The following is a 26,324-nucleotide window of genomic DNA, read 5'->3' on the forward strand; positions in this document are numbered from 1 at the left end:
GACTGAAGGGGACGGTTTTAGTGCGATGTAGAGCGCCTGACAAAACCGGTAGCGGGTCCTCGGAGCACCAACATCGTACACTGACGCATTGCGACCAGCCCGGGTTGGCCGGGAGCGTTCTCCACTGCCTGCGCTGAGGCAGCATTGCTGACATTAGCCGACCGACCGTCGCCTTGGCCCACCTCCGCCAAGGCACGCTGATCGCCGAGCTGGCCAGCGGCGCTTCCGACGCGGTGGACTGCCCGGGCTTGCGTACGGATGAGCTCCGTGCACATCCAACCCCTCCGGCGCGTCTGCTACACTGGCCTGTTCATTCACCCAGATAACGCACCAGATTGATCCAGATTCCTGCCCCTGACGGCCTGCCGCCCGTACTTGCCGGTCCCATCCTGCGCCGACTCGAACCGGGCCGCCTGGTGCTGTGGCTGGTCGGCAGCGTGCCGCTCGAGCTGACCCTGCTGCTGGCGCCCAGGGGAGGCGCGTCGTGGCGCCTGCTCCTGGATGGAAGCCACTGCCGCGTGGTGCCTGTCGGCCGGCACGCCTTCGTGCACCTGGTCGATGTGCCGCTGGCCGAGCCGCTGCCGCAAGACACGGTCATCGAGTACGACTTGCTCATCAAGCATGGTGACGGGGATGAGGCCGGCATCGCGCAGTGGGCGCCGCACCTGCTGCATGAAGGGGCGGCGCGGCCGAACATGGTGCTGCGCAGCCGCAGCGACAATATCCTGTACGGCTCGTGCCGCAAGCCGCATTTTCCGGCGCCGGACGGCCTGGCGCGCGGCGATGCCGTGCTGGCCGAGTGCATCGAACGGGCCGACGAGCGGCCCGCCATGCTCATCATGTGCGGCGACCAGGTGTATGCCGACGATGTGGCGGGGCCCACGCTGGTGGCGATCCATGCGCTGATCCGGCGCCTGGGCCTGTTCGCCGAATGCCTCGAAGGCGCCGTGGTCGCCGACAGCGAGGAGCTGTACCGCCATCCGGCCAGTTACTACCGGCGCGAGGAGTTGCTGCCCGCCGCCACCTCCAACGAGGCGCTGCGCGACCGCTTCTTCGGCGGCAAGGAAAAGCCGATCTTCACCACGGCCAATGCGCAAAACCACCTGATGACATTGTCCGAGATGATGGCCATGTACCTGCTGGTCTGGTCGCCCGTGCCTTGGCGGCTGGTGGCGGTTGCGCCGCCGCCCGGGCTGGAACCCAGGCATGCGGAGCGCTGGCGGCGCGAGTCGAAGGCGATGGAGGGTTTTTGCGGCAGCCTGCCTCGGGCCGCGCGGCTGCTCGCGCACGTGCAGACCCTGATGATCTTCGACGACCATGACGTCACCGATGACTGGAACCTGTCGGCCAAGTGGGAAGCCGCCGCCTACGGGCACCCGTTCTCGCGCCGCATCGTGGGCAACGCGCTGATCGCCTACATGTTGTGTCAGGGCTGGGGCAACCGCCCCGATGTGTTCAAGGCGGCGCTGGAGGACATGGCGGTGCTGGTCGCCACGGCGGCGCCGGACGATGGTGCCGTTGCTGACAATCGCCTGGATGCGCCGGTCCAGGACGCGCTGATCGGGCGCCTGCTGGCTTTCCGCCGGTGGGATTTCGTCATACGAACCAAGCCCGCGATCATCGTGCTCGATACCCGCACCCGCCGCTGGCGTAACCGGCGCCGGCCCAGTCATCCGTCGGGCCTGATGGACTGGGAAGCGCTGACCGAACTGCAGCACGAGCTGCTGGATGAATCGGCCGCCGTCATCGTCTCGGCGGCGCCCATGTTCGGGGTCAAGCTGATCGAGGTGGTGCAGCGGATCGCCACCTTCATCGGCCAGGCCCTGATCGTCGACGCCGAGAACTGGATGGCGCACCGCGGCGCGGCCAGCAGCATGCTCAATATCTTCCGGCATTCGCGCACCCCGGGCAATTACGTGGTCCTGTCGGGCGACGTGCACTATTCCTTCGCCTACGATGTCGAGGTGCGCGAATCGGACCGCACGCCGCATATCTGGCAGATCACCAGCAGCGGCATCAAGAACGAATTCCCGCGCGGCCTGCTCAACTGGCTCGACCGGCTCAATCGCTGGCTGTATTCGCCGCGCTCGCCGCTGAACCTGTTCACCCAGCGCCGCGATCTCGCCATCACGCCCCGCCTGCCGGACGCACGCCACCACGGCGAGCGGGTCTGGAACGGCGCCGGCATCGGCCAGGTGTGGCTCGACGCGCAAGGGCGTCCGATGCGGATCGTGCAGCACAATGCCGATGGCCGGCCGTCGACCCGGTTCCTGGCGCCGGGACAGGAGGCTGCCGCCGCAGCGGCTGCCGAGCAGCGGCTGGGAAGCACTGACTGATCCTGGCGGCGATCGCGGCCTGCAAGAAAACAAGCTGCCGGCAAAACAACAAAGCCTGCAACGTCGCGTTGCAGGCTTTGTTGTTTTGCGAAGTGTTGCAATTCGCCAGGCAAGAAAAAGCCGCCATCGCGGCGGCCCTAAAACGGCGCTGGAAGAGCGTTGCCGGATCAGTTCCAGCCGCCGGCGTTCAGGCGGTAGTCCAGCCGGGCTGGCTGGGCGATTTCGGCCTGCTTGCGCAGGACCAGCATGGCGCGGCCGTGGGCGGCGGAGAGCAGGGTGCGCACGGCGGTGGCGATGACGTTTTTCATGATGGACTCCCGGATGACGGTGCAATAAGCGGTTGCTGTGGGGATCGCAACGCGACCCGATGCTACCGTTATATAGGCGACCCGCCCGGAATTCCAATTCTCAAATGCAATACCAGATATGCCGATCGTGAATGTTAAACGAGCTGCCTCCCTAGCCAACTACGTATTCCGTCCAGGGAACGAAATTCCGTGACGGAACGGCAGGCGATCGCGGGGTGGCGCGCCTGCAACATGCGCGACAGCGCGGCACCGGGACCGAGCTCCAGCGCGACTGTAGCGCCGGCTTCCGCGCAGGCGTCCATGCATTCCAGCCAGCGGATCGGTTCGGCGATCTGGCGCGACAGGTGATCCGTCGCCTGCGCGGCATCCCACACGGGTTCGGCAGAAATGCCGGACAGGACCGGAAAGAGCGGAGCGCTCCACTGCTGGCGAGCCAGCAATTCGGCGAACGGTGCCACGGCGCCGGCCAGCAGCGGCGTGTGCGACGCCACCTCGACCGGCAGCACGGTGGCCCGGCCTCCGGCGGCCAGGGCGGCTTCGGCCAGGCCATCGCTTTGCGCGGCAGGCCCGCCGGCGACCAGGGTGTCCTCGCCGGTGACGATGGCGGCATGAAAACCAAGGCGCTGCATCAGTGGAGCGGCCGTACCGTCGGGCATGGCGGAGAGTGCCACCATGGCCTGCGGCGCGCCGCTCGCCACGCAGGCATCCATCAGCGCCGCGCGCTTGAGCGCCAGCTTCACCGCGGCGGCAGGTGCCAGCGCGCCCGCGACAGCATGGGCCGACAGTTCGCCGATGCTGTAGCCGGCCACCAGTGCCGGCTGCGGCAGAGTATCGGCCAGCGCCGTCCACATGGCCAGCGTCGCGGCGACGATCGACGGCTGCGCGATGCGGTTGGCGAAACGCGCGGTGCCATCGGCGGACGCTTGCAGCGGCTCGGCCAGCACCGGATCAGCGAACCAGTCGTCGAGCAGGCGGCCGGCGGCGGGATCGGTGCGCGCCAGGTCGAACATGGCGGGATGCTGGGCGCCCTGGCCAGGGCACAGCACGACGAGCCGGGCCGCCATGTCAGGCGTGCCCGCCGCGTATCGCCTGCCCGCCGCTCTCCGCCTGAGTCGAGCACACCGCCTCAGTCAGGCAGGCCGCCTCAGTCAAGCACGCCGCCTGCACCAGGCAGACGGCGCCGAGCAGGTCGGCCGCGCCACCGGGCGACAGGCGCGCGGCAACGAAGCTGCGGTGGCAGGCCAGTGCGCGCGCTTCCCAATCCGGCGCGGCGGTGCCGCCTCGGGCGACAAAGGCGCGGGCCTGGCGCCGCACGGCCAATGCGCCGCCAGGGCCGCCGCGGTGATAGACGTTGGTGTCGCTGACATGCGCCATCAGCGCGAACAGCGCATCGATCCGTGCGCACCGCGTGTCGCGGCCAGCGGCAAGCGCATGCCGCAAGGCCGGCAAGCCGACGGCGAACACGGAAGGAAAGCCGCGCGCGCCTTCCTCGCGCGCGCCGCTGGCGGCATAGCGCAGCAGTGCCGCCGTGCCATGCGATGGCGTCGCCAGGTCGGCGCTGTGGGCGCCGAGCGCCGCCCCCCAATGCCGCAACAGCGCGGACTGGATCGCGGCCGGCGCCAGCGCGATGCCGCTCGCCCGGCAACGTCCGATGGCGGCGCACAGCAGGCCGAGGCAGAAGATCGCGCCGCGGTGAGTGTTGATGCCGCCGGTGGCGCGCAGCATGCGCGCCTCGGCCTCGATGCCCAGGCGTTTCAAGTCATGGAAGGGCGCATCGGCCATGCCGGCTTCGGCGATGCGCAGGAAATAGCGGCGCAGCGCGAACAGGCTGCGCACGAAGGTGGCCGCCGTCATGTCCTCGTGGCTGCCGTTGTCGACCAGGGAGACCAGGCCGGGCTTGGGATACAGCGCCAGTTCCGCATACAGGCTGCGCACCGCCAGGCGCGCCACGCGCTGGCAGAACGCACGGTCGGCGGCAAGGCGGAGGGCAGGCGGCCGCTGGACGGGCAGCAGCGCCGCGTTCAGTTCAGGCATCGCGCATCCTCCAGCGTGGCCAGCAGGTCGTCCGCCACGGCCAGGGCCACCCGCTCCAGGCTTTTCGCCAGCACGCGCGTGCCGGGCGTGGCAGCGAGGGCCATGCGCAGCTCCTTCCATGCCACCGCGCGCCCATCCGGGAAGACCACTTCGCCATCGAGCGGCAGGCGCGCCGCATGCCGGGCCACCAGCGCCAGGCCGGCCGCCAGTTGCGCGCGGTCCGTGGGGCGCAGCAGCAGGTCGATGTCCGACGACGGCGTGACATAGCGCTGCCCCGTGAGCGCGGCCAGGGCCACCGAGCCATACACGGCCAGGTCGAGCCCCGCGCCGCCAGCCTCGCGTGCCAGCGCCGCCAGCGCCGCGCGCCAGTCGTCGGGCACCGCGCCGAGCGCGTCCGCGAGTGGCAGGGCGGGCGCGCGGCGGACGATATCGGCCGCGTCGACGCAAGCGCCGATGCGCACTTTGCGGCCATCGCCGGGCCGCGGAGGCAGGGCGAAGCCGATCGCCACCTGGCCCGGTGCCGCGCCGGCTTCCGCGCGCCGCACCACGGCGGGCCAGCCAGCCTCGCACCACCTGTCCAGCGCCATCGACACGTCGGGCGCCACGCCGGCGCGCACCTGCCGCCAGCCCCGCTCCGCCAGCCACACGAAATCATGCCGGGCGAACATGGCCACCCGTCCTGACTGCCTCGGCAACGGGCTGCGCCAGCAGGCGCCCGCCCCGGTCCTGGCCCAGCGCCATGCGGCCATCGGCCGGGTCGGCACTGGCCAGAGCCCCGGCCAGCCGGTTGGCCAGGTCGTCCGCCCAGATGGCGTGCAGGCCGCCCATGCGCAGGTAGTTTTCCGGCCCCGGCGCGAACACGGGATTGTCCCGCGCCAGCTCGGTCAGCCGCTCTTCCGGCACCTTGGTGATGCGCGCCATCGCCGGCAGGCCCATCACGCGGATGGTGGCTTGCGGCAGCGCGTAGCAGGCACTGGCGATCAGGCCGCTGGTGATGAAGCCGCCCGACAGAGCCTGGTCGTACACCAGCCCGATCACGGCATGGCCGCGGCGCCGCGCCAGGTCGACGCACTTGCCCAGGTGGGCCATGTAGCTGTTGATGCCCAACATCTCGTCGCGGTGGCGCAGGCGCTGGCCCTGCGTGTCGACCAGGATCAGGATCGGCCGGCCGGGATGCCGCTGCACAATCTGCAGGATCGCCTGGGCCTGGGCCAGGGCGATCTCGATGCCGATCGGGACGTGCTCCGTGGTGCCGATCACGGCCACGGTCTGGCCGTCGACCTGCCCGCTGCCGGACAGGAAGTTGTCGTGCTCGGCGATGTCGTGCCCGCCGGGGAACAGCTGGTTTGCCAGGGTTTGCCAGGTCATCGTGGTCCTCCCGCGCGGTGCGGTGCCGCCAGTTGCATGAAGGCGTCCGTGTCCAGCATCGGCACGCCGGCCGGATCGGGCACGCCCAGTTGCCGCCACACGTCGACCGGGTCGGGCAGGCCGGCGGTGTCGCGCAGGCGGCGCGCCAGCAGGTCCTGTTCTGCCAGCAGGCCTTCCAGGCTCAGGCTGGCGCTGCCGGCGCGGATCTCCGCGATGGCCTGCAACGCGGCGGCGCGGAAGGCGGCGGTGTCGTCCGGCACCAGCACCTGGCAGTCGCCCAGCAGGTAGCGGTGCTTGCCGCCGGTGGTGCGCCACACCAGCGCGCGGTCGCGCGAGTCGAATTCCTCGACGCCGCTGGCGGTCTCGATCACCTCGGGGCCGGACATCGCCAGCCGGCCTTCCTCCGACATGATCACCGTGTTGGCGCAGCGCGCCGAGATGCCCATGCCGCCAAAGCAGCCGTTGGCACCGCCCACCAGGGCTACCACGGGAATGTTCGCCGCGCGCGCATCGAGCATGGCGCGCATCACTTCCGATACCGAGATCAGGCCGGCATTGGCCTCGTGCAGCCGCACGCCGCCCGATTCGAGCAGCAGCAGTACCGCGTGGGCCTGTTCGTCGATGGCGCGGCGCAGCATGCCGACCAGCTTGGCGCCATGCACCTCGCCGACCGAGCCGCCCATGAAGCCGCCTTCCTGGGCCGCGCCGAACACCACCTGGCCGCCCAGCAGGCCGCGCCCGACGATGACGCCGTCGTCGAACGACACGGGGGCGTCGAGCTGCGCCAGGTGCGGGCTGACGATGCGCGCCGACGGCGGCAGGAATTCCTCGAAGCTGCCGGGATCGAACAGGGCGGGGATGCGCTGGCGCGCGGTCAGTTCCAGGTAGCTGCTCATGGCGTGCCTCCCGCCAGCGATTGCGCCGCCTGGTCCAGCCGCAGGCTGACCACGGCCGGCGTGGCGCCCATGTCGTTGATGCAGATGCGCGCGTCGGCCAGGCTCCAGCGTTCGTGGAAGTCCGTCATCACGGCCTGCCATGTCGCGCCGAAGCCCACGGCGGCGGTGCGCACCTCGATTTCGCAGGCGCCGGCCAGCGCCGCCGGCTCGATCAGCACCTCGAGATTGCCCGAGCCGACCACGCCCACCAGCTGGGCCGTGCCGGCCAGCGGGCGGCTGCCCTGCTCGAACCTGAATTGAAGGGTTTCCATGGTGTGTCCTTACCAGTTCCTGAAACGTTTCGGCGGATCGTACAGCCCGCCCGAGGCGCGCACCAGGTCTTTCATGTTCCTGGCCGCCAGCAGGTCGCGCGTGGCCAAGCGCTTGTCGATGCCCAGGTCTTCCGGGCGGCGGATGATGCCGCGGTCGCGCAGGTTCTCCACCATGCGCTTGTCCCGACCCAGGCCCACCGGCGTGTAGCCGGCCACGCCGCGGATGGCCTGTTCGCGTTCCTCGTCGCCGCGGCACAGCAGAAGGTTGGCGATGCCTTCCTCGGTCAGGATATGCGTGACGTCGTCGCCGTAGATCATCACCGGCGGGATCGCCATGCCGGCCTGCTCGGCCAGCTGCCAGGCGTCGAGCCGCTCGACGAAGGCCGGCGCCATGTGCTCGCGGAAGGTCTCGACCATCTGCACCACCAGCTTCTGCCCGCGCGGGATCATGTTGCGGCCGGCGCGGGCCTGTTCGCCCGCCTTCAGCCAGGCCGCGCTGGGGTGGCGCCGCCCGCGCGCATCGGCGCCCATGTTCGGCGCGCCGCCGAAGCCGGCGATACGGCCCAGCGTCGCCGTCGACGAATTGCCCTGCAGGTCGATCTGCAGCGTGGAGCCGATGAACATGTCGCAGGCATAGTGGCCGGCCGCCTGCGAGAAGGCGCGGTTGCTGCGCATCGAGCCGTCCGGGCCCGTGAAGAACACGTCGGGCCGGGCCCGCAGGTAATTCTCCATGCCCAGCTCGGAGCCGAACGAATGGACCGATTCGACGAACCCCGCCTCGATGGCCGGGATCAGTGCCGGGTGCGGATTGAGCGCCCAGTGGCGGGCGATCTTGCCCTTCAGGCCCAGGCTGGCCGCATAGGTCGGCAGCAGCAGCTCGATGGCGGCGGTATCGAAGCCGATGCCGTGGTTCAGGCGCTCGACGCTGTATTCGGCATAGATGCCCTTGATGGCCATCATCGCCATCAGCACCTGGATCTCGGAAATCAGCGCCGGGTCGCGGGTAAACAGCGGCTCGATATAGTAGGGCGTGGGCGACTGCACCACGTAGCCCACCCAGTCCGCGGGAATGTCCACGCGCGGCAGCTTGTCGACGATGCGGTTGACCTGGGCGATCACGATGCCGCTCTTGAAGGCCGTGGCCTCGGCGATGGCCGGCGTGTCCTCGGTATTCGGCCCCGTGTACAGGTTGCCCTCGCGGTCGGCCATCTCGGCCGCCACCAGCGCCACGCGCGGCGTCAGGTCGACGAAGTAGCGCGCGAACAGTTCCAGGTAGGTATGGATGGCGCCGATATTGAGCTTGCCGGCCTGTGCCAGCCGGGCCAGGCGGCTGGCCTGCGGGCCCGAGAACGAAAAGTCCAGCCGCGCGCCGATGCCTTTCTCGAACACGTCGAGATGCTCGGGCAGCGACAGCACCGACAGCAGCATGTGCAGGTTGTTGACGCGCGCCGGATCGAGCCTGGCCAGCGCCTTGCCGAGGAAGTCGGCCTGCTTCTGGTTGTTGCCTTCCAGGCAGACCCGGTCGCCCGGTTCGAGCACCTGGTGCAGCAGCTCGGCGATATGCGAGGCGGCGACGATCTTGCCGTCCAGCGCATCGCCCAGGGCTTCGCGGGCGCGCGCCAGGCGGGCGTCGCGGTTGCGTTGCTGGGTAGTCCAGCGGCCTTCGGGTGAATTCATGGATTATCCCAGGTTAATGTGGCGGTCACGGGGGCGGTCACAGCACCACGAACAGCAGCCAGACCACGACCGGCGCGACCAGCGTCACGATACCGCCATAGATCATCAGCTGGCGCAGGAATACGTCGCGGTCGATATGCTGGGCGCTGGCCAGCACCAGCGCGCCGTTGGTCGAGAACGGGCTGACGTCGACGATGGTGGAGGCCACCGCCATGGCGGCGATGAAGCCGATCGGATCGACGCCGGTGCCGGCCTGCAGGAACGGCACGGCCAGCGGGATCAGGGAACCCAGCACAGCGGTGGACGAGGCGAACGCCGACACGATGGCGCCGACGAACAGCAGCAGCAGCGCCACCACCAGCGGCGAGGTCAGGCTGGCCACGCTGTCGCCCACCCAGCTGATGGTGCCCATCTTCTGCATCACGCCGACATAGGTGCTGACGCCCACGATCAGCATGATCTCCGGCCACGACACCTGGCCGATGGCGCGTTTCTGCACCTGCGGCGACATCAGCGAGATCACCAGGCCGATCGAGATGGCGACGAAGCCGATATCGAGCTTGTACAGCAGCGTCAGCACGGCCAGCGCGACCAGGCCGGCCACGGTGACGATCTGCTGGAAGGTCGCGCCTTCGTTCAGCGCCACGCCGGCGGCAGCGCCGGCGCTCGCACCCGCACCTGCTTCACCCGGCGTGCCGATGGCGCCCACGGCAGCGCTGGAGCGCTCCCGCGTGAGCCGTTCCTCGCTGGCCGCCTCGTTCTCGGCGTCGCCGTAGATCTGCGGTCCCTGCGCCGCCACCGCGACGGTCGCGCCGAACGGCGGCATCGGATCGCTGCGCCCGGCGGCGGCCTTCGGCACCTGCTGGCGCATCAGCTTCATGCCGCCGAACACGAAGAACAGCAGCAGCGAGACGGCGAAGTTGACGCCCAGGCTGACGAAGGCGGTGGTCAGTTCCGAGATCGGCAGCCCGGCTTCGTTGACCACCTTGTTGGTGATGCCGCCGTAGATGCTGATCGGTGAGAAGCCGCCGCCCTGCGCGCCGTGGATCACCATCAGCCCCATCATCAGGGGATTGATGTGGTACTTGGCGGCGAAGCCCAGCGCGATCGGCGCGATGATGGCTACCGCCGCCGGGCTGACGGCGCCGACGGAAGTAAGCAGGGCGGTGACCGCGAACATCACCCAGGGAATGGCGGCGATGCGCCCGCCGACGGCGCGCACCGCCAGCCGCACCAGCCAGTCGATGGTGCCGTTGTTCTGGGCCTGGGCGAACAGGAACGTGATGCCGACGAGGGTGAGAAACAGTTCGGCCGGAAAACCGGCCATGATGCCCTTGGCCTGCATGCCGGCGACCAGCGTACCGACCAGGAAGGCACCGACGAAGGCGATGACGCCCATATTGATGGGCAGCGCGGTGGCGATGACGAACATCAGCGCCAGCACGCAAATGGCAATCAGGTGAGTGGACACGGCATTACTCCTGGGATTGCGGTGCCGGCCGGGGCCGGACCGCGGGTGATATGTCTCCATGCATTCCCCGGCCGGGCAAGTCGTGGCGCGGGCATGCTCTTTTTTTGCTCTTTTAATATCGTGCAGCCAAGGTAACGTGGAAAGGCACCCGGATCAATTACTGCCGCAGGCCGACGTTTACTCTGAGAGGAAATATCGGCGGTCCGGCCGGGCTGGTTTCCGGCGCACGGACAGCATGGAAGAGACAGATTTCAGGCTGCAACCATGTCAAAATGCGCACATGGAAAATCCCCCCGCATTCCGCCCGTCGTTTGCCGGCGAGGGCGTGGTCCGCGCACTGCTACGCGCCCGTGACTGGAGCAACTTTCCCTACGGGCAACCCGAAGCCTGGCCCAGGGAAATCCGCAGCACCATCGAGATGGTGCTGGACGCCGCCGCGCCGACGGCCTTCTACTGGGGGCCGGACTGCCTGTACTTCTACAACGACGCGTACCTGCAGGTCCTCGGCGACAAGCATCCGGCCGCCCTGGCCACGCCGTTCTGGGGCAGCTGGGAAGAATTGCGCGAGGGCTTCGCCCCCATCCTGGCCGAGGCGCTGGCCGGCAAGGCATGCAACCTGAGCGACATCCGCTTCACCGTGGTACGCAATGGCGTGCCCGAGACGGCGTACTTCAGCTATGCGCTGTATCCGGTGTTCGGCGCGCGGGGCGAGGTCGCCGGCATCCTCAATCCCGCGGTCGACAGCACGGCCGCCATGGTGTCGAACCGGCGCCGCGAATTCCAGCTCCGGCTGGGCGACCTGATCCGGGAGCTGACGGATCCGGGCGACGTCGTCGCCGGTGCCAGCGCGCTGCTGGGTGAATACATGGGCGTCGATCGCGTGGTGTACCTGACCGTCGACGACGCGGGCGAGGCGGGCAGCATCGGGCGGGACTGGAGCAACGGCCACCTGCCGTCGATGGCCGGCGTCACGGTGCGCCTGGACGACTACGGCGCCTTCGCGGCGCAGGGCGCGCGGGCAGGCAGGCACCTGATCATCAGCGATGTCGTCGCCGACGAGCGCAGCGCGCCGTTCGCGCACGCCTACGCCGCCCTCGGCGTGCGCGCCGTGCTGGCGATCCCGCTGCTGAAGAATGGCCGGCTGCGCGTGATCCTCAGTGCCCACGACTCGGCGCCGCATGTCTGGACGAAGGCGCAGATCGGCATGGCCGAGGACATGCTGGAGCGCACCTGGTCCGCGGTGGAGAACGTCGGCGCGCAGGCCGAACTGCGCCGCGAGCGCGACCAGAGCGAGTACATCTTCGACAACATGGCCGAAGGCTTCGCCATGCTCGATACGGCGTGGCGCATCGTGCGGATGAACGGCGAAGGCTTGCGCCTGACGCACAAGACGGCGGCCGACGTCATCGGCCGCAGCCACTGGGAAGTGTGGCCCGGCCTGCTGGGAACGCCGCTGGAGGCGCTGTACCGGCAGGTGATGGACGATTGCCGGTCCGGCGTGATCGAGGTGCCGTGCGCCACGCCGCAGGGCGAGATCTGGATGGAAGTGCGCGCCTATCCCGCCCTGGACGGCGGCCTGGCAGTGTTTTTCCGCGACGTCACCGCGCGCAGGAAGTCGGACGAGAAGCTGCGCGAAACGGACCGCCGCAAGGACGAGTTCCTGGCCATGCTGGCCCATGAACTGCGCAATCCGCTGGCACCCATCAGCGCCGCGGCCGAGCTGCTGCAACTGGGCAAGGTCGACGAGGCGCGGGTGCGGCAGACCAGCCAGGTGATCGGCCGGCAGGTGCGCCACATGACCAGCCTGGTGGACGACCTGCTCGACGTGTCGCGCGTCACGCGCGGCCTGGTCGAACTGGACATGCAGCCGATCGACATCCACCGCATCGTCACCGATGCGATCGAACAGGTCACGCCCCTGATCCGCACGCGCCGCCATCACCTGGGACTGGAGCTGACGCCGGACATCCCGCTGGTCTCGGGCGACCGGAACCGGCTCGTGCAGGTCTTCGCGAACCTGCTCAACAATGCCGCCAAGTACACCCCGGAGGGCGGGCATATCGGCCTGCGCACCGAGGTGCGGCCCGATCACGTGCTGTTCCACATCACCGACACCGGCATCGGCATGGCGCCTTCGCTGGCGGCCCGCGCGTTCGACCTGTTCTCGCAGGCCGAGCGCTCGTCCGACCGCTCGCTGGGCGGTCTCGGGCTGGGGCTCGCGCTGGTGAAGAGCCTGGTGCACCTGCATCGCGGCACGGTCACCTGCAGCAGCCCGGGCCTGGGGCAGGGCAGCAGGTTTACCGTGTGCCTGCCGCGGCTGGCCGCGCAGGAAGAACAGGCCGCGGCACCGCCCCAGGAGGCGCCGCGGCCACGCAGCGGCGGCCCGGCGCTGCGCATCATGGTGGTCGACGACAATGCCGACGCGGCCTCGGTCCTGGCCATGCTGCTCGAATCGGCCCGGCACGAAGTCATCGTCGAATACGATGCCAGCGAGGCGCTGGCGCTGAGCGCGGCAAGCGGCTGCGACGTGTTCCTGCTCGATATCGGCCTGCCCGGCATGGACGGCATCGAACTGGCCCGGCGGCTGCGGGCCCAGCCCGAAACGGCCGACGCCGTGCTGGTCGCCATCACCGGCTACGGCTTGCAGAGCGACCGCATCCAGACGGCCGCCGCGGGCTTCGACCATCACCTGGTCAAGCCGGTCGATATCGACGAACTGTTCGCGATCCTGGCGAATGTCGGGCAGCCCGGCGACTGACCGGCCCGGCGGTGGCTAGGGTTGTGGCGATGGCGAGAGCCGTGGCTACTGCCGTTGCTTCGGCTGTGGCGCCTGGTCCGGCTTCGGCTTCGGCTTCGGCTGTGATGCCAGATACGGCGCGATGGCGGGTACTGCCTGTGCCAGTTCCCCGGCCACCATCGCGCCGAACAGGGCGGCGCCCTTCGGCCCCAGGTGCGTCCAGTCGAACTTGCTCTTGCCCTTTTTGCCGTCCGGCGCGGGCGGCGGCGCCGGTTCCTCGGCCAGCGTGTCCGCTTCGGCCTGGCCCATCGCCTGCACGGCCGCTGCGCTGCCGGCATTCAGGTCGAGCACGGCCACGTTCTCCGCCGCGGCGGCCCGGCGGGTGGCCGCGCCCCACGGCGCCAGCGTATCGCGCAGGTACGGTCCCTTGAACGTGCGGCGGGTCAGCGGGGTGACGAGGATGGGCACGCCGCCCAGCGCCCGCACATCGCGCGCATAGCGTGCCATGTTGGCGGGGAACTCGGTTACCAGGTCCGTCGCATGCCGCTTGCCCGGCTGGTCGTTGTGGCCGAACTGCACCAGTACGTATTGCACATGGAAGCTGCCCGCTTCGCGCAGCAATTCCTGCACCTTGTCCCAGCGGCCCTCGGCCCGGAAACTCTTCGAGCTGCGGCCGTTCGCGCCCAGGTTCACGCAGGCCACCTCGGGCACGAAGCGGGCGCACAGCGCGTCGCCATAGCCGTTGCCGGGTGCCACGGTGGAGTCGCCCACCAGGATCACGCGGACCGGCGGCAGGGGAGCGGCGTGGGCGGTGTGCGCCGTGGCGCCGATGGCGGCACCGGCGGTGCATGCGGCCAGCAGGGACAGGCGGCGCCGCATGTCAGCCCGCCAGTTTCCGGTTGACGACCTGGCCGCCGATCTTCACGTTCGCCAGCACCACGTCCTTCGCGTTGTGCAGGAAGACCGGCTCCTTGCCGTTGCGCGGCGTGCCGAAGTCGCAATCGGTGATCGTCACGTTCGACACCGGCACGATCGCCGCGCCGGCCGGCCCGTTGTAGCTGGCGGCGACCGGCCCGAGGATCAGCACCGCCTGCCAGCACGAGTAGGCGCCGTCGGCCATCCTGGCGTTCCCGGCGCGCAGGTTCGAGATGTGGATGTCCGACACCTGTGGCGGCCGGGTACGCACGGCGTCGTCGCCGGCGGCATAGTTGCAGTCGATGGTGACGATGGCGCCGCTGCCGGTGGCCAGGCCCCGGAAGGCATTGGCGGCATCGGGCGGCGCGCTCTTGCGGGCGCGCGCGTCGACACCGTTCGGCACGGTCACGTCGCGCACGTACAGGTGGCGCAGGAAGCCGCCGCGGTTCATGTTGGTCTTCAGGCGGATGGCGCTGCGCAGCGGGTCGGTGGCCCAGTAGGCGTTGCGGAACTCGATGCGCTGCGCGTACACGTGCTCGATGCCGGCGGCCATCTCGCTGCCCAGCGTCACGCCGCCATGGCCGCTGTTCATCACGCAATCCTGGATCACCACGTTGCGCGTGGGGCCCAGCTGCGTGTCGCGGTTCTTGCCGGACTTGATGGCGATGCAGTCGTCGCCCGTGTTGAACGTGCAGTGCTCGACCAGCACGGTATCGCAGGATTCGGGATCGAAGCCGTCGTTGTTCGGCCCTGTGCTTTCCATGTTCACGCTGGCGAAGCGCACGTTGCGGCAGTTCACCGGGTGGTGCAGCCAGAACGGCGACGCCACCACGTGGTAGCGTTCCAGCAGCATGTCGGTGCAGCCGAGCAGTTCGTTCATGCAGGGGCGCAGGAAGTGGCCGATGCCGAAGATGCGCCTGGCCACCGGCACGCCCGCCTCGGACAGTGCCGGCAGGTAGCGCGTATCGCCGTTCCAGCGCGGGTGCGTGCCCTGGATCAGCGCGCGCTGCGCGGCCGGCAGGTCCGGCACCACCTGTTCCAGCGGCAGGTTGCGCGGATTGACGCTGCCGGCGTTGACCTTGCCTTCCTTGCGGTCGATCCAGTCCCACCACGGGCCGGCGCCGGCATCGACGTGCACGCCGGCCTGGCCATTGAGCACGCTGGTGGCGTCCTCGCCGGTCAGTGCGATGTTGGACTGGTTGTACGCGTACACCAGCGGAGAATAATTCAGCACGTCGTTGCCCTGCCAGCGCGACAGCACCAGCTTGCCGGCCTTGCCGCAGTCGATGTCGCCGTATTTCGCGTAATCGGCCGGGTCGGCACCGAAATACACCTGCGCGCTGGCGGCCAGGTGCACGTGCACGTTCGACTTCAGCACGATCGGGCCCTTGCAGTACCAGTTGCCGGCCGGGACCAGCACGCGGCCGCCACCCGCGCGGCTCGCGGCGGCAATGGCGGCGGCGATGGCCGGATAGCAGTCGGGCGAACCGGGCGCCGGCGTCGCCACGTCCAGGATCTCGGTGCGCCACACGGATTTCGCCGGCACCGTGGCGCAGCTTTTCGCGCCGAACGCGGTGATGGGGAAATCCTCGTTGCGGAAGGCGAGGGGTCGCCGGCACCGCTCCACGATCTGCTGGGCGCGCTGCCATGGATCGGCCGCGGCGGCCGTGGTGGCCGCGGTGGCAATCTTCGCCAGGGGCGCGGCGCCGGTGGCCAGCAGGGCGCCGGCGGCGGAGGTGCCGCGCAGGAAGCGGCGGCGCTGGGTATCAAATAAATCAGGCATATCAAGCAAGTCGGTCGGATTCGTCATCTGTTCATCTCGGTTCGTTTCATCCGGGCAGCGGCCGTTCATGGCAGCGGCATGAACCCTTCGGCTTTGACGACCCAGCTGCCGTCGGCCGGGAATCCCGGCGTGGGCCGCGTGGCGCCATCCCAGCCGCCCGCCATCAGCGCCACGGCGGCCAGCAGCGAGCCGTTGCCGGGCAGGTAGACCGGCAGCCGCTTGTTCGGATTGTGGCCGGCCCGCGTGTAGCCATTGTTCGGGCCATCCGATTTCAGCAGCACGCCCACCGCGAGGTCGGGCGCATCCAGGCGCGCCGCCGTCATCGCGATCATGGGGTAATCCCAGCCCCAGATCTTGGTTTGCCAGTCCCAGCTGGCCAGTACCGCGTCGAGCGTGCTGCGCATGACCTTGCGGTCCACGCCATCGCCCGGCAGCTGGCCCAGCGCCATCAGGAACGATGGGTGGTCGTGGCGGCTGTCGACGTTGTCCCAGGTATCCGGGGTCGATTCGATCGCCACGTACTTGCCATCCTTCTGCGGCAGCTTCGACAGTTTCGTCCTGCGCTGTTCCCAGCCGGCGTCGCGCGGCATGCCGAGGCGTTCGCGCCACTGCTGGGCGATCTCCAGGCCGCGCGCCCAGTAGCTCAGTTCATAGGTCGGGTTCATGCTGGTGGCCTGGTCGTAGATTTCCTGGGCGATCCACAGCGGTGGGCCGAGCACGTAGCGCTGGCCCTTGTCGTCCCAGTGCAGCATCGACGCCATGCAATCGGCCGTCTCGAACACCAGTTCGCGATAGCGTTCCAGCGTTTCCCTGGTGGGATCGGCGCGGTACAGCAGTTCGGCCAGGTGGATCGGGTGCGGCTGGTTCCAGATGATCAGCGGGTTGCCGCCCGGGCTTTCGCGCCCGCCCGGCCCCGTCATCTTCATCCAGCGCGCGCCTTTCAGCCCCCGCTCCGCCGCCACGGCGCGGGCCACCGGCAAGGTGCGCTGGAACCAGGTCAGCGTGCGCGCCGTGAATTCGGGACGGCCCCACAGCGCGAAGTGGGCGGTATGCCACCACACCATTTCCGTGTGGTGCTTGCCGTACCAGGTCGATGTCGTCAGCCCGCTTTCCGAGGCCGGCATCTCGTCGCCCAGCTGGATCGCCGCCAGGTACTGCGACAGCACCACCCGGCGTTCCAGCTCGGCCGCGCGGGGATCCTTGCTGCCCGCGAAATCGATGGCGGCGCCGCTGCGCCAGAATTTGTCCCAATGCGCGCCGCTGGCGGCGAACACGGTGGCCACGTCCTGCGCCCCGGCGATGCCATCCTTCGCGAACGACACCGTCAGCTCCAGCGTCTCGCCCGATTGCGGGGCGATCTCGAACACGTGCGCGCCGGCCCTGGTGATCTTCAGGGGCGCGCCGCTGGCCACCGTCATCGCGTAGCGGGCGGTGTCGCGGATGTGCTCGACCACCAGCTTGCGGCCGGACTGTTCCAGCACCTTGCTCTGGTGCCCGGCCGGGTGCGACCAGTCGAGCGGCGGATTGTGGTGGGCGCCCGGCTGGTAGCCGTAGGGCAGGGCGATGCGCACGGCCACGCGGCCGCTGGCCAGCAGCGGCGAACGGATGCGCAGCGCCAGCGTGTCGCTGTCGGGGCTGACGGCGCTGCCGACGCTGACCGGCTGGCCCAGCATGCGCACGCGGCTGTCCAGCTGCCCCTTCCACATGTCCAGCCGCTGGTCGACGGACGTGACGTCGGCAGGGACCAGCGCGCGCGCACCGGCACCGGTCATGATGAAACCGATTTGCGGCAGCGGGTGGATGTGCGGGTTTTCCCGCAGCCACTGGCCGGCCGGGATCTTCGTGTTCATCGGGTAACCCACGGTGCGGCCCCAGGCCGTGTACTCGCGATTCACATCCGACAGCTTGTAGCCGTTCGGGTTGGCGTGTTCGTGCCACGACCAGCGCGCGCCCGTCTCGGTCGGCGTGCCTTCGCGGTGGTAATGGTCGGGCAGGGTCTGCAGGCCGGTCACGTCGGCCGTGAAGGCGAAGCGGCCGTTGCCCACGCTGAGCGGGGACATGAAGTCGATCGCCGCAAGCTGCGGGTTGTGCCGCGCGACGACGGCCTGGCGGTCGATCGGTGCCGCCTGCGCGGCCATGGCGATGAAGGGCAGGCAGGCGAGGATATGGCGTTGAGTCATCGCGGTCAACCTTCCTTCTTCACCGGATCGCGGACCACGAAGGTGCCGGCCGGCAGGCCGTCCACGCGGCTGTCCTTGCCCACTTCCACCGGCGCTTCGGCCGGCAAGGTCAGCTTCGTGTTGGTGAAGCGCCAGTCCTGCGCCTGCTGGATGTAGCCACCGCTTTTCGCTTCGATGTCGATGCCGTCGAACGCGAAGCGCTGCAGCGGCGCCTCGGCGATGCCGGCCACCTCGAACGCGCTCTTCGCGCCGGTGGCCCGGATGTTCCAGATCTTCACGTCGCTGAAGCGGGCAATGCCCTTTTCCTTCGGCACCGGCGTGGCCATCACCTTCCAGTGCGGCGGCACGTCCTTCTCGCCGGGCGGAATGGCGGCGTAGCTGTAGTTCGGATTCCAGTTCATGTTGATGCGCATGACGATCGGCGTGCCCTTCATCGTGATGTCGTGCAGGCGCAGGTTCTCGCCGAAGCCGCCGCGCGTGTGGGCGGACTTGAACAGGATGCCGACCGGCGTGTTCTCGTCGAACGTCATGTTGTAGGCTTCGATATTGCGGAAGCCGCCCGAGGTTTCGCTGCCGAAGGTGATGCCGCCCTTCGAGGCGCGCACGATCACGTCGCGGATCACCACGTCCTCGGTCGGGCGGTTCACGCGCAGGCCATCGGCGTCGCGTCCCGCCTTCAGCACCACGGCATCGTCGTTGACGGAGATGTCGGCGTTCGCCACCAGCACCTTGCGCGACGAATCGATGTCGATGCCGTCCGTGGACGGCCCCTTGCCATCGTCGTTGTTGCGGATGGTGACGCCATCGACCGTCACGTCGGACGAATAGCACACGTGCACGGTCCAGAACCCGGCGCGGCGCATCAGCAGGCCGCCGCCCACCTTCACGTTCGAAGCTTCGAACACCTGCACCAGGCGCGGGCGGCGCGCGTCGTAGTCGGATGCCCAGCGCAGGCCGCGCGGCTGGTACTCCTTTCGGAGCGCCCAGTAGTAGTCCCAGAACGGCTTGCCGTCGCCATCGATGGTGCCTTCGCCGACGATGGCCGCGTTGTCCTGCCGGTAGATGTTCACGAGCGCCGCGGGCCACGTCATCTCGATGCCGGCGATGCGGGTCGGCATCAGCGGGTAGTCGGCGATACTACGCGAGCCGAGCAGGGTCACGCCCTTGTCGAGTTTCAGGGTGACGCCGGACTTGACGAAGACGGAGCCGGTAAGATACGTCCCGGAGGGGAAGACCACCGTGCCGGCCTCCTTCGCGGCGGCATCGATGGTCTTCTGGATGGCGGCGGTGTTCATCGTCACGCCATCGCCGTTGCCGCCGTAGTCGCGCACGTTGAAATCGGCCGCGCAGGCGCCGGCGGCGAACAGCAGGGAGGTGGCGAGGATGGTCAGTCGCATTGGCGGTCCTTGTCGGCTTGGTTCGGCGGTACTTGATGAATGGCAGTACCTGACACATTGAAGTACATGATGAAGTACATGAACTTGGTAGTACTTAATAAATAACGGACACAGTGTAGCGATGTTTCGGCGTGATGCACGCCGCCGGCGCACTTGCTCAAGAAGGTGACCAGTTCGCCGGCCAGCCTGCGATCGCCGGGCACCAGCCGGGTGACCAACCAGGTAATCACGCGGTAACCGATCCGGTAACCACCCAGGTGACCGGCCGGTTTGCTCCTCCGCCGCACATCCCGGGCTATAATTTATTGAATACCTCTTCGAGACCACATGGCCAGACCACCACTCGTCTTCAAGCGCAGCACCAACGTGCTGCTCCAGCATATCGCCGGTCACGTGGCGATCGGCGAACCGCTGCCGACCGAGCAGCACATGGCCGAACTGGTCGAGGGCAGCCGTACCGCGGTGCGCAGCGTGCTGGCGCACCTGCATGCCCAGGGCCTGATCGGCGACCTGAAGGAACGCCGCCTGCTGCGCAAGCCGCGCCGCAAGGATTATTTCGATATCGCCGAATTGCAGCCGGGCTCGGACCGCATCCGCGAAGTGCTGATGGAGCGCATCTACCAGCGCGACATGCCGCCCGGCGCGGAATTCTCCGAGGCCGAACTGGCCCGTGCCTCCGGCACCGGCACGATCAGCGTGCGCGAGTTCCTCATCGAGTTTTCCCGCTCCGGCCTGATCGAGAAGAAGCCGCGCGGCGGCTGGCGCCTGTGCGCGTTCGACCGCTCGTTCGCGATGGAGCTGGCCGACGTGCGGCAGATGTTCGAGTTCGCCGCCATCGACCAGTTCGCGCTGTTGCCGCCGGACGATCCCGCCTTCGCGCACCTGGCCGACCTGATCGCCCGCCACGAGCAGCTGGGCTCCGTGATGCCGGCCCGGCACAAGGATTTTCCCGCCCTCGACCGCGACTTCCACACGTTCCTCATCGGCCTGCTGCACAACCGCTTCGCGAAGAGCCTGTACGACGTGGTATCGCTGGTGTTCCATTATCACTACCAGTGGGACAAGGACGAGGAACTGGCCCGCAACCAGTACGCGGCGCACGAGCACCTGGACATCCTGCAGGCGCTGGCGCGGCGCGATTTTTCCGGCGCGCGCGAGGCCATGCGCATCCACCTGAATTCGTCCCGCAGCACGCTGCTGCAGGGCATTCGGGCCAGGGAACAGAAGGCCCAGGCCAACAATGGCTGAGCTGGTATCAAAACAACACCGGGGACAGTCCCCAGGGTTTTTACAACACTTGCGGTAATCGATCAGCATTCCAACCAACGATAGCGAGACAAGCCACCCATGAGCGACATCGACCAGCGCCGCCGTACCCTGTGCACGCAACTTCTCGGCGGCCTCGCCGGCATCGCCCTCGGCGGCCCGGCGTGGGCCCGGCCTTCGGTCGATGAAGCCGCCAAGGTGTTCCGGCTCGATGGCGCCGGCGTGACGTACGCGTTCGGTGTCAACCAGGATGGCCAGTTGCAGGCGCTGTACTGGGGCAGCGCGCTGGCACCCGAGGACAAGCTGCCGGCGCCCGTGCCGGTGCCGGAAAACTCGTCCAACGAAATGCCGGTCAACCTCACGCCGTTCGAATACCCGGGCTTCGGCGGCGGGCTGACCGTGGAGCCGGCCCTGAAGGTTACGTTCCCCGATGGCGTGCGCGATCTCGTGCTGCGCCACGTCGATCACCGCGTCGACGGCGAGCGCATCGTCATCCGGCTGAAGGATGTCAGCCGCGCGGTGCACGTCACGCTGACCTATGCGATGGATGCCGCCACCGGCATCCTGGCCCGCTCGGCCGTGGTGGAGAACCGCACCGCCAGCTGGATCCAGGTCGACCAGCTGGCGGCGGCCGCCATCAACCTGCCGTACAGCGACGATTACCGGGTGTCCTACCTCACCGGCCGCTGGGCGGGCGAGTTCGCGTTGCAGACGCGCCCGATCGCGCCCGGCTCGATCGTGATCGAAACCCGCAAGGGCGTGACGTCGCACCAGGCCAACCCGTGGATCGCCATCAGCCGCGGCGCGACGGAGGAGGAGGCGGGCCCGGTCTGGTTCGGCGCGCTGGGCTGGAGCGGCTCGTGGCGCATCCATGTCGACATGGATGCGCTGGGCGGCCTGCGCACGACGGCCGGCTACAACCCGTTCGATTTCGCGTATCGCCTGAAGCCGGGCGAGAAGCTGGCGTCCCCCGTGTTCCACGCCGGCTATTCCGGCGAAGGCTTCGGCGGCGCATCGCGCGTGTTCCACCGCTACCAGCGGGAGAAGATCCTGCCGGGCGCGCCGACCCCGCGCCTGCGGCCGGTCCTCTACAACTCCTGGGAAGCCACGCTGTTCGCCGTCGACGAGGCGGGGCAGACCGCGCTGGCGGAGAAGGCGGCCAGCATCGGCGTGGAACGCTTCGTGATGGACGACGGCTGGTTCGGCTCGCGCAGTAGCGACAAGGCCGGCCTGGGCGACTGGGTGGTCAACCGCAAGAAGTTCCCGAACGGCCTGCAGCCGCTGATCCGGCGCGTGAGGGATCTCGGCATGGAGTTCGGCCTGTGGGTGGAGCCGGAGATGGTCAACCCCGACAGCGACCTGTATCGCGCCCACCCGGACTGGGTGATCCACTTCCCCGGCCGGCCGCGCTCCGAGGCGCGTACCCAGCTGGTGCTGAACCTGGCGCGCAAGGACGTGTACGAGCACCTCCTGACCATGCTGGACCGCCTGCTGAAGGAGCACGACATCGCCTTCCTGAAGTGGGACCACAACCGCGCATGGTCGGAACCGGGCTGGCCGGAGGTGGCGCCGGCCGAGCAGCAGCGGCTGTACGTGGCCTATGTCGACAATTTGTACAAGCTCCTGGGCGAGCTGCGCCGGCGCCACCCGAAGGTGGAAATCGAATCCTGCGCCAGCGGCGGCGGCCGTGTCGACCTGGGCATCATGGCGCTGACCGAGCAGGTGTGGACGTCCGATAACACCGATCCGTTCGACCGCCTGCTGATACAGGACGGTTTTACGCGCGCCTACACGCCAGCCATCATGATGGCCTGGGTGACCGATGCGCCGAACTTCGTCAACCGGCGCGTGACGTCGCTGGAATACCGCTTCCTGTCCGCCATGCAGGGCGGCCTGGGCATCGGCGCCAACCTGAATCACTGGAAGGACGAGGACTTCGCCAAGGCCCGGCAGCTCGTCGCCGAATACAAGACCATCCGCAAGACCGTCCAGCAGGGCAAACTGTACCGGCTGGTGTCGCCGCAAGGCGGCTCGCGCCGCTCTGCCACGCTGTCGGTGGCGCAGGACGGCGGCCAGGCCGTGCTCTTCGCGTTCCTCCATTCGAGCGGCTTGCGCGAGGCACCGCCGCGCATTCAATTGCGCGGTCTCGATCCGAACAAGACCTATGCGCTGCGCGCGATTGCGGGCAAGGCCGCGGCGCAGACGCCGAAGCGGGCCAGCGGCGCCTACTGGATGGGGCACGGGCTGGCGGTGGACATGGCGGGGGATTTCCAGGCCGCGGCGTTCGTGCTGGAAGCCTAGCGCGTGTCCGGCTGGCCGCGGGCCGGACTGTCCGGCAGCGCAACGCGATCCTCAGCGCTGGCGCATGGCTGGCCAGCAGGGCATGAGCGCCGCCTGTTCAGCCGCGCCGCCGCCGGCTCCGCGCCGCCGCACCCATCGTCAGCAAGCCGGCACACAGCATGGCCCACGTTCCCGGTTCGGGAACCGGTGCCAGCGCCAGGATCTCGGACTGGGTGTGCACATACAGGTACACCAGCAAATCCTGGTCGCTGCCGTTCCCATACGTTAGCAGGAAATCCTCGTCCAGCCCGGGCGCGATGATCTCGTCCAGCTGTGTGTAGGAATAGCGATGCAGGAAGGTTGCGACGTGGAGGTTTTCGTCCGCGACCATGACGGAAACCTCGCTGTACGGGTTGTAGGCGAAGTCGTCGTCGATACCAGCGGCCGCGGTGGTGAGGTGGCCGCTGACCGTCAACACCGTGTTGGGCCGCAGCGTCAGCCACACCAGCTGTTCGGAAACCCCGGCGATCACGAAGTCCCAGGCGTTCGCATAGGCCGTAGCATCGGTCGAGAGATCGCCCAGCATGCCGCTGGTGCGCGCTTCGCCGAACGATGAGCCGTGGTCGATGCGCACGCTGGCGGGCTGGTTGGGCTCGGGGGAGATTTCCTGCGTCGATAGCTCCGCTGCCGTGCCGAACACGGCCTGCAGCAAGGCCGATGCTTCACCGATGTCGTATCCGGCGGCGATACCGTCGTCCGGCGTCAGGTCGAGGGTGCCGAGCCGGAGATGGGACAGGCTCGCCGAGGTGCTGGCGGCCGCCAGGGCGGGGCTGCCGTACAGCAGCGGGAGCGCGGCTGCCAGCACGGCAACGAGGAGGAGCGGTGATTTCATGGAATTCTCCGTGAGGTAAGGAACCAACCGAGCGAACCGGGCGAACTAAGTTAATGAAGCGAACCGGGCGAACCAGGTTGTCTAGGCGAACCGGGCGGGCGCGTTGTGGCGCGACAAGGAAACGCTTGCGTCATCTCATCGTATGGTCGGGTCGTTCCAGCCACTTGATCTTGCTCACGGCGGCGGGCGGAACTATTACCGCAGGGGGAGGGCGGCGCTGCGCGCCGGCGCGTTCAGTCGAACAGCGTCAACCCGTCGTAGGGCGCCACGCGCAGCGACGCCAGGCGCGATGCCAGGCTGCCGGCGTGGATCTCCAGCTTGTGCCCGTCCGGGTCGAGGAAATACAGCGAATCGCCTTCGCTGCTGTTTTGCTGCCATGGCGTGACGCCGCGAGCTTCCAGCGCGGCGGCATGGGCCGCGAACCGCGCCTCGTCCACGGTGAAGGCGATATGGGTGTATTCGGCCAGCGGCCCGCTCCGGCATTGCCTGTCGAGCGTGAGGCACAGCCACAGTTCGCCGGCGGACAGGTAGGCGCCGCGCGCCCATTTCGCCCGCGGCCGGAAGCCCAGCGTCCCGGCATAGAAAGCGAACGACGTCTCCAGGTCGGAGACGGACAGCGTGATGTGGTTGAGCGCGGAAATCATGCCGTCCCGCGGTTCAGCCCAGCCAGGTGATGACGGCGTGGCCCCGGGCCGCCGCATCCCGGTAGAACGCGCGCAGGCTTTGCAGGTGCGTGGCGAGGTAGTCCATCGCTTCCTCGCCTTCATCCCAGATGTTGGGATACACCTCGTCCATCGCGGCGGGGTCGAAGCGGGCGCGCAGCTCATCGTCCGTCACCCCGTCGAGCGCCGCCGCGATCGCCGCCACGTCCGCCGCGTCGGTCCCCATCGCCGGGCCATAGCCGAGATCTTCCTCGCCGATGGGGGCCAGCCCGAACACCACGTTGCCCAGGGGGCCGGCGGCGGGGCCGACCTGGCCGGTCAGCAGGAAATGGATGCCATGCCAGGCTTTTTCGATGTCCAGCGCGTCGTCTTCATGGTCGGTGAACAGGACCTGGTCGATCTGCTCCGGATCGGCGCGCAGCGCCTCCAGTTCGGTTTGTGGCACGGCGAGAAAGTGGCCGATCATCGACATGAAAACTCCGTTGGGTAAGGATGCAGGGGCCGCGACCCGGCGCGGCCATTGCATGCCGGGCAGGAGCGAACGAGTGGCGAGCATAGCAAAATGCACGCGGTAGAAATGCACGCATTGTCACGGCATGCCTTGGCAAATGCAACTAACCGAACGAAAGATGGCGGAAGGACTGGACCGTGATCGCCTGTGACGGTGCCGTTGAAGGCTTGCAGAAGGCTCCTGGACTTGCCGAAGCACCGCAAGACGTACGGCATCGCCAGACTGGACGGGGCAGGAACCAATCGAACCGGCCGCTGTCTCACTCACTGCCGAGTAACCCGTGCCGATGAGGAGAATGAACCGTGAACGACAAGAACGAAGTGCCGAATGAACTGCCCGCCGCAAACCGTACCAGGCTCCGGGGGTGGGGCGACGCCGAACAGCAGATGTGCGCGGGCATCGCCGCCCTCGGCCAGCTGGCCGGCGTCGACGTCGGCCTGGGGCGTGGGCCCGCGGACATGGATGCATTGCTGGTCGAGGCGGCCTATCAGTGCTATTTCAACGATCCCGAATTCATGGACGGGCCGTGCTGCTTCGGATTCGTGAAAAGCGCCACCGATATCGATATCCTGAAGCTGCAGGCCGATGCGGTGGTCCAGGGCCTGGTCGCGTACATCCGCAAGCGCGGCGACGGGGCGGCTGTCCGGGAGGCGGAAGTCCACGTGGCCATGATCGATGCAACGTTCGCATGGCTGAAGAAAGCCAGGCGGGAGGCAAAAAGCTGGCCGATGGATGGCAGTGCGCTCATCAGGCGGCGCCCGGTACCGGTCGCCACCCCCGATCGCTGACCGCCGCCGGCGGCATGGGCCGTCAACCGCGCCGCGCCGCCTCGATCGTGGCGATGTCGATCTTGCGCATGCCCATCATCGCCTCGAAGGCGCGCTTGGCCGCGGCCCGGTCGGGATCGGTGAACGCCGCGACCAGCGCGCGCGGCGTGATCTGCCACGACAGGCCCCACCGGTCCTTGCACCAGCCGCACTGGCTTTCCTGGCCGCCGTTGCCGACGATCGCGTTCCACAGGCGGTCGGTTTCCTCCTGGTCGTCGGTGGCGATCTGGAAAGAGAACGCTTCGCTGTGCCTGAATTCCGGCCCGCCATTGAGGCCGATGCAGGGGATGCCGGCCACGGTGAATTCAACGGTCAGCACGTCGCCTTCCTGGCCCGCGGGGTAGTCGCCCGGCGCCCGGTGGACGGCGCCCATCGCGCTGTCGGGGAAGGTTGCCGCGTAAAACCGTGCGGCGTCCAGTGCCGTGCCATCGAACCAGAGACAGATGGTGTTCTTCGCAACCATGGCGTTCCTC

General features: G+C 68.5%; 23 protein-coding genes. 5 read left to right on the top strand and 18 right to left on the bottom strand.

Annotated features, from left to right (window positions below):
• The first annotated feature begins 338 nt into the window (after positions 1–338).
• On the top strand, positions 339–2,336 hold the full coding sequence (locus OU994_RS11795) for an alkaline phosphatase family protein (protein ID WP_281611626.1): 1,998 nt from the start codon (positions 339–341) through the stop codon (positions 2,334–2,336).
• A gap of 167 nt (positions 2,337–2,503) precedes the next feature.
• On the opposite strand, the gene OU994_RS11800 is transcribed toward OU994_RS11795, so the two are convergent.
• From OU994_RS11800 to OU994_RS11840, 9 genes are all read right to left on the bottom strand, one after another.
• Complete coding sequence (locus OU994_RS11800) at positions 2,504–2,644, bottom strand: hypothetical protein (RefSeq protein WP_281610886.1); 141 nt, start codon at positions 2,642–2,644, stop codon at positions 2,504–2,506.
• Between the two features lie 134 nt (positions 2,645–2,778).
• Positions 2,779–3,708: an ACP S-malonyltransferase gene (locus OU994_RS11805; RefSeq protein WP_281610887.1), complete on the bottom strand. Its 930-nt coding sequence runs from the start codon at positions 3,706–3,708 to the stop codon at positions 2,779–2,781.
• 1 nt (position 3,709) lies between these two features.
• Entirely contained in the window at positions 3,710–4,678 is a 969-nt protein-coding gene (mdcB, locus tag OU994_RS11810) for a triphosphoribosyl-dephospho-CoA synthase MdcB (RefSeq protein ID WP_281610888.1), read from the bottom strand.
• Positions 4,666–5,346, bottom strand: coding sequence for a malonate decarboxylase holo-[acyl-carrier-protein] synthase (gene mdcG, locus OU994_RS11815; protein ID WP_281610889.1), 681 nt, complete (start codon positions 5,344–5,346; stop codon positions 4,666–4,668). Before mdcG ends, mdcB begins: the two co-directional genes overlap by 13 nt.
• Positions 5,330–6,046 (bottom strand): biotin-independent malonate decarboxylase subunit gamma, encoded by a 717-nt coding sequence (gene mdcE, locus OU994_RS11820; RefSeq protein WP_281610890.1) that lies wholly within the window; start codon positions 6,044–6,046, stop codon positions 5,330–5,332. The genes mdcG and mdcE overlap by 17 nt, the downstream gene beginning before the upstream one ends.
• Positions 6,043–6,942, bottom strand: a complete 900-nt coding sequence (locus tag OU994_RS11825; RefSeq protein ID WP_281610891.1) for a biotin-independent malonate decarboxylase subunit beta — start codon at positions 6,940–6,942, stop codon at positions 6,043–6,045. Before OU994_RS11825 ends, mdcE begins: the two co-directional genes overlap by 4 nt.
• Complete coding sequence (gene mdcC / locus OU994_RS11830) at positions 6,939–7,253, bottom strand: malonate decarboxylase acyl carrier protein (protein ID WP_281610892.1); 315 nt, start codon at positions 7,251–7,253, stop codon at positions 6,939–6,941. Before mdcC ends, OU994_RS11825 begins: the two co-directional genes overlap by 4 nt.
• A gap of 9 nt (positions 7,254–7,262) precedes the next feature.
• Positions 7,263–8,930 carry a malonate decarboxylase subunit alpha gene (gene mdcA, locus OU994_RS11835; protein ID WP_281610893.1) on the bottom strand — a complete coding sequence of 556 codons (1,668 nt, stop codon included), beginning with the start codon at positions 8,928–8,930 and terminating at the stop codon, positions 7,263–7,265.
• Between the two features lie 37 nt (positions 8,931–8,967).
• Entirely contained in the window at positions 8,968–10,401 is a 1,434-nt protein-coding gene (locus OU994_RS11840) for an SLC13 family permease (protein WP_281610894.1), read from the bottom strand.
• A gap of 280 nt (positions 10,402–10,681) precedes the next feature.
• Between OU994_RS11840 and OU994_RS11845 the strand changes: the two genes are divergently transcribed.
• Positions 10,682–13,159, top strand: coding sequence for an ATP-binding protein (locus tag OU994_RS11845; RefSeq protein ID WP_281610895.1), 2,478 nt, complete (start codon positions 10,682–10,684; stop codon positions 13,157–13,159).
• A gap of 45 nt (positions 13,160–13,204) precedes the next feature.
• On the opposite strand, the gene OU994_RS11850 is transcribed toward OU994_RS11845, so the two are convergent.
• From OU994_RS11850 to OU994_RS11870, 5 genes are all read right to left on the bottom strand, one after another.
• Positions 13,205–14,017 (bottom strand): rhamnogalacturonan acetylesterase, encoded by an 813-nt coding sequence (locus tag OU994_RS11850; protein ID WP_281610896.1) that lies wholly within the window; start codon positions 14,015–14,017, stop codon positions 13,205–13,207.
• 1 nt (position 14,018) lies between these two features.
• The gene (locus tag OU994_RS11855; protein ID WP_281610897.1) at positions 14,019–15,836 is read right to left on the bottom strand and encodes a glycoside hydrolase family 28 protein; all 1,818 of its coding nucleotides are present in this window, start codon (positions 15,834–15,836) and stop codon (positions 14,019–14,021) included.
• 65 nt (positions 15,837–15,901) lie between these two features.
• The gene (locus tag OU994_RS11860) at positions 15,902–18,016 is read right to left on the bottom strand and encodes a hypothetical protein (protein ID WP_281610898.1); all 2,115 of its coding nucleotides are present in this window, start codon (positions 18,014–18,016) and stop codon (positions 15,902–15,904) included.
• A gap of 5 nt (positions 18,017–18,021) precedes the next feature.
• Positions 18,022–19,413: a glycoside hydrolase family 28 protein gene (locus OU994_RS11865; protein ID WP_281610899.1), complete on the bottom strand. Its 1,392-nt coding sequence runs from the start codon at positions 19,411–19,413 to the stop codon at positions 18,022–18,024.
• The gene (locus OU994_RS11870; RefSeq protein WP_281610900.1) at positions 19,404–19,643 is read right to left on the bottom strand and encodes a hypothetical protein; all 240 of its coding nucleotides are present in this window, start codon (positions 19,641–19,643) and stop codon (positions 19,404–19,406) included. The genes OU994_RS11865 and OU994_RS11870 overlap by 10 nt, the downstream gene beginning before the upstream one ends.
• A gap of 97 nt (positions 19,644–19,740) precedes the next feature.
• Between OU994_RS11870 and OU994_RS11875 the strand changes: the two genes are divergently transcribed.
• Both OU994_RS11875 and OU994_RS11880 read left to right on the top strand, forming a co-directional pair.
• A complete protein-coding gene (locus OU994_RS11875) occupies positions 19,741–20,661 on the top strand; it encodes a GntR family transcriptional regulator (protein ID WP_281610901.1) in 921 nt (306 codons plus the stop codon).
• Positions 20,662–20,760: 99 nt separating this feature from the next.
• Entirely contained in the window at positions 20,761–22,980 is a 2,220-nt protein-coding gene (locus OU994_RS11880) for an alpha-galactosidase (protein WP_281610902.1), read from the top strand.
• Positions 22,981–23,077: 97 nt separating this feature from the next.
• Here OU994_RS11880 and OU994_RS11885 read toward each other — a convergent pair whose 3' ends face one another.
• The 3 genes from OU994_RS11885 to OU994_RS11895 form a co-directional block, all read right to left on the bottom strand.
• Positions 23,078–23,851, bottom strand: coding sequence for a PEP-CTERM sorting domain-containing protein (locus OU994_RS11885; RefSeq protein ID WP_281610903.1), 774 nt, complete (start codon positions 23,849–23,851; stop codon positions 23,078–23,080).
• Between the two features lie 233 nt (positions 23,852–24,084).
• Positions 24,085–24,495, bottom strand: coding sequence for a VOC family protein (locus OU994_RS11890; RefSeq protein ID WP_281610904.1), 411 nt, complete (start codon positions 24,493–24,495; stop codon positions 24,085–24,087).
• A 13-nt stretch (positions 24,496–24,508) separates the two neighbouring features.
• Positions 24,509–24,985 carry a YfbM family protein gene (locus tag OU994_RS11895; protein WP_281610905.1) on the bottom strand — a complete coding sequence of 159 codons (477 nt, stop codon included), beginning with the start codon at positions 24,983–24,985 and terminating at the stop codon, positions 24,509–24,511.
• 341 nt (positions 24,986–25,326) lie between these two features.
• On the opposite strand from OU994_RS11895, the gene OU994_RS11900 reads away from it, so the two are divergent.
• A complete protein-coding gene (locus OU994_RS11900; protein ID WP_281610906.1) occupies positions 25,327–25,812 on the top strand; it encodes a hypothetical protein in 486 nt (161 codons plus the stop codon).
• 22 nt (positions 25,813–25,834) lie between these two features.
• Here the strand turns inward: OU994_RS11900 and OU994_RS11905 are convergent, their stop codons facing one another.
• Positions 25,835–26,314, bottom strand: coding sequence for a VOC family protein (locus tag OU994_RS11905; protein ID WP_281610907.1), 480 nt, complete (start codon positions 26,312–26,314; stop codon positions 25,835–25,837).
• Positions 26,315–26,324 lie beyond the last annotated feature (10 nt).

Source organism: Pseudoduganella sp. SL102 (assembly GCF_027856995.1).
Classification (GTDB): domain Bacteria; phylum Pseudomonadota; class Gammaproteobacteria; order Burkholderiales; family Burkholderiaceae_D; genus Rugamonas; species Rugamonas albidiflava.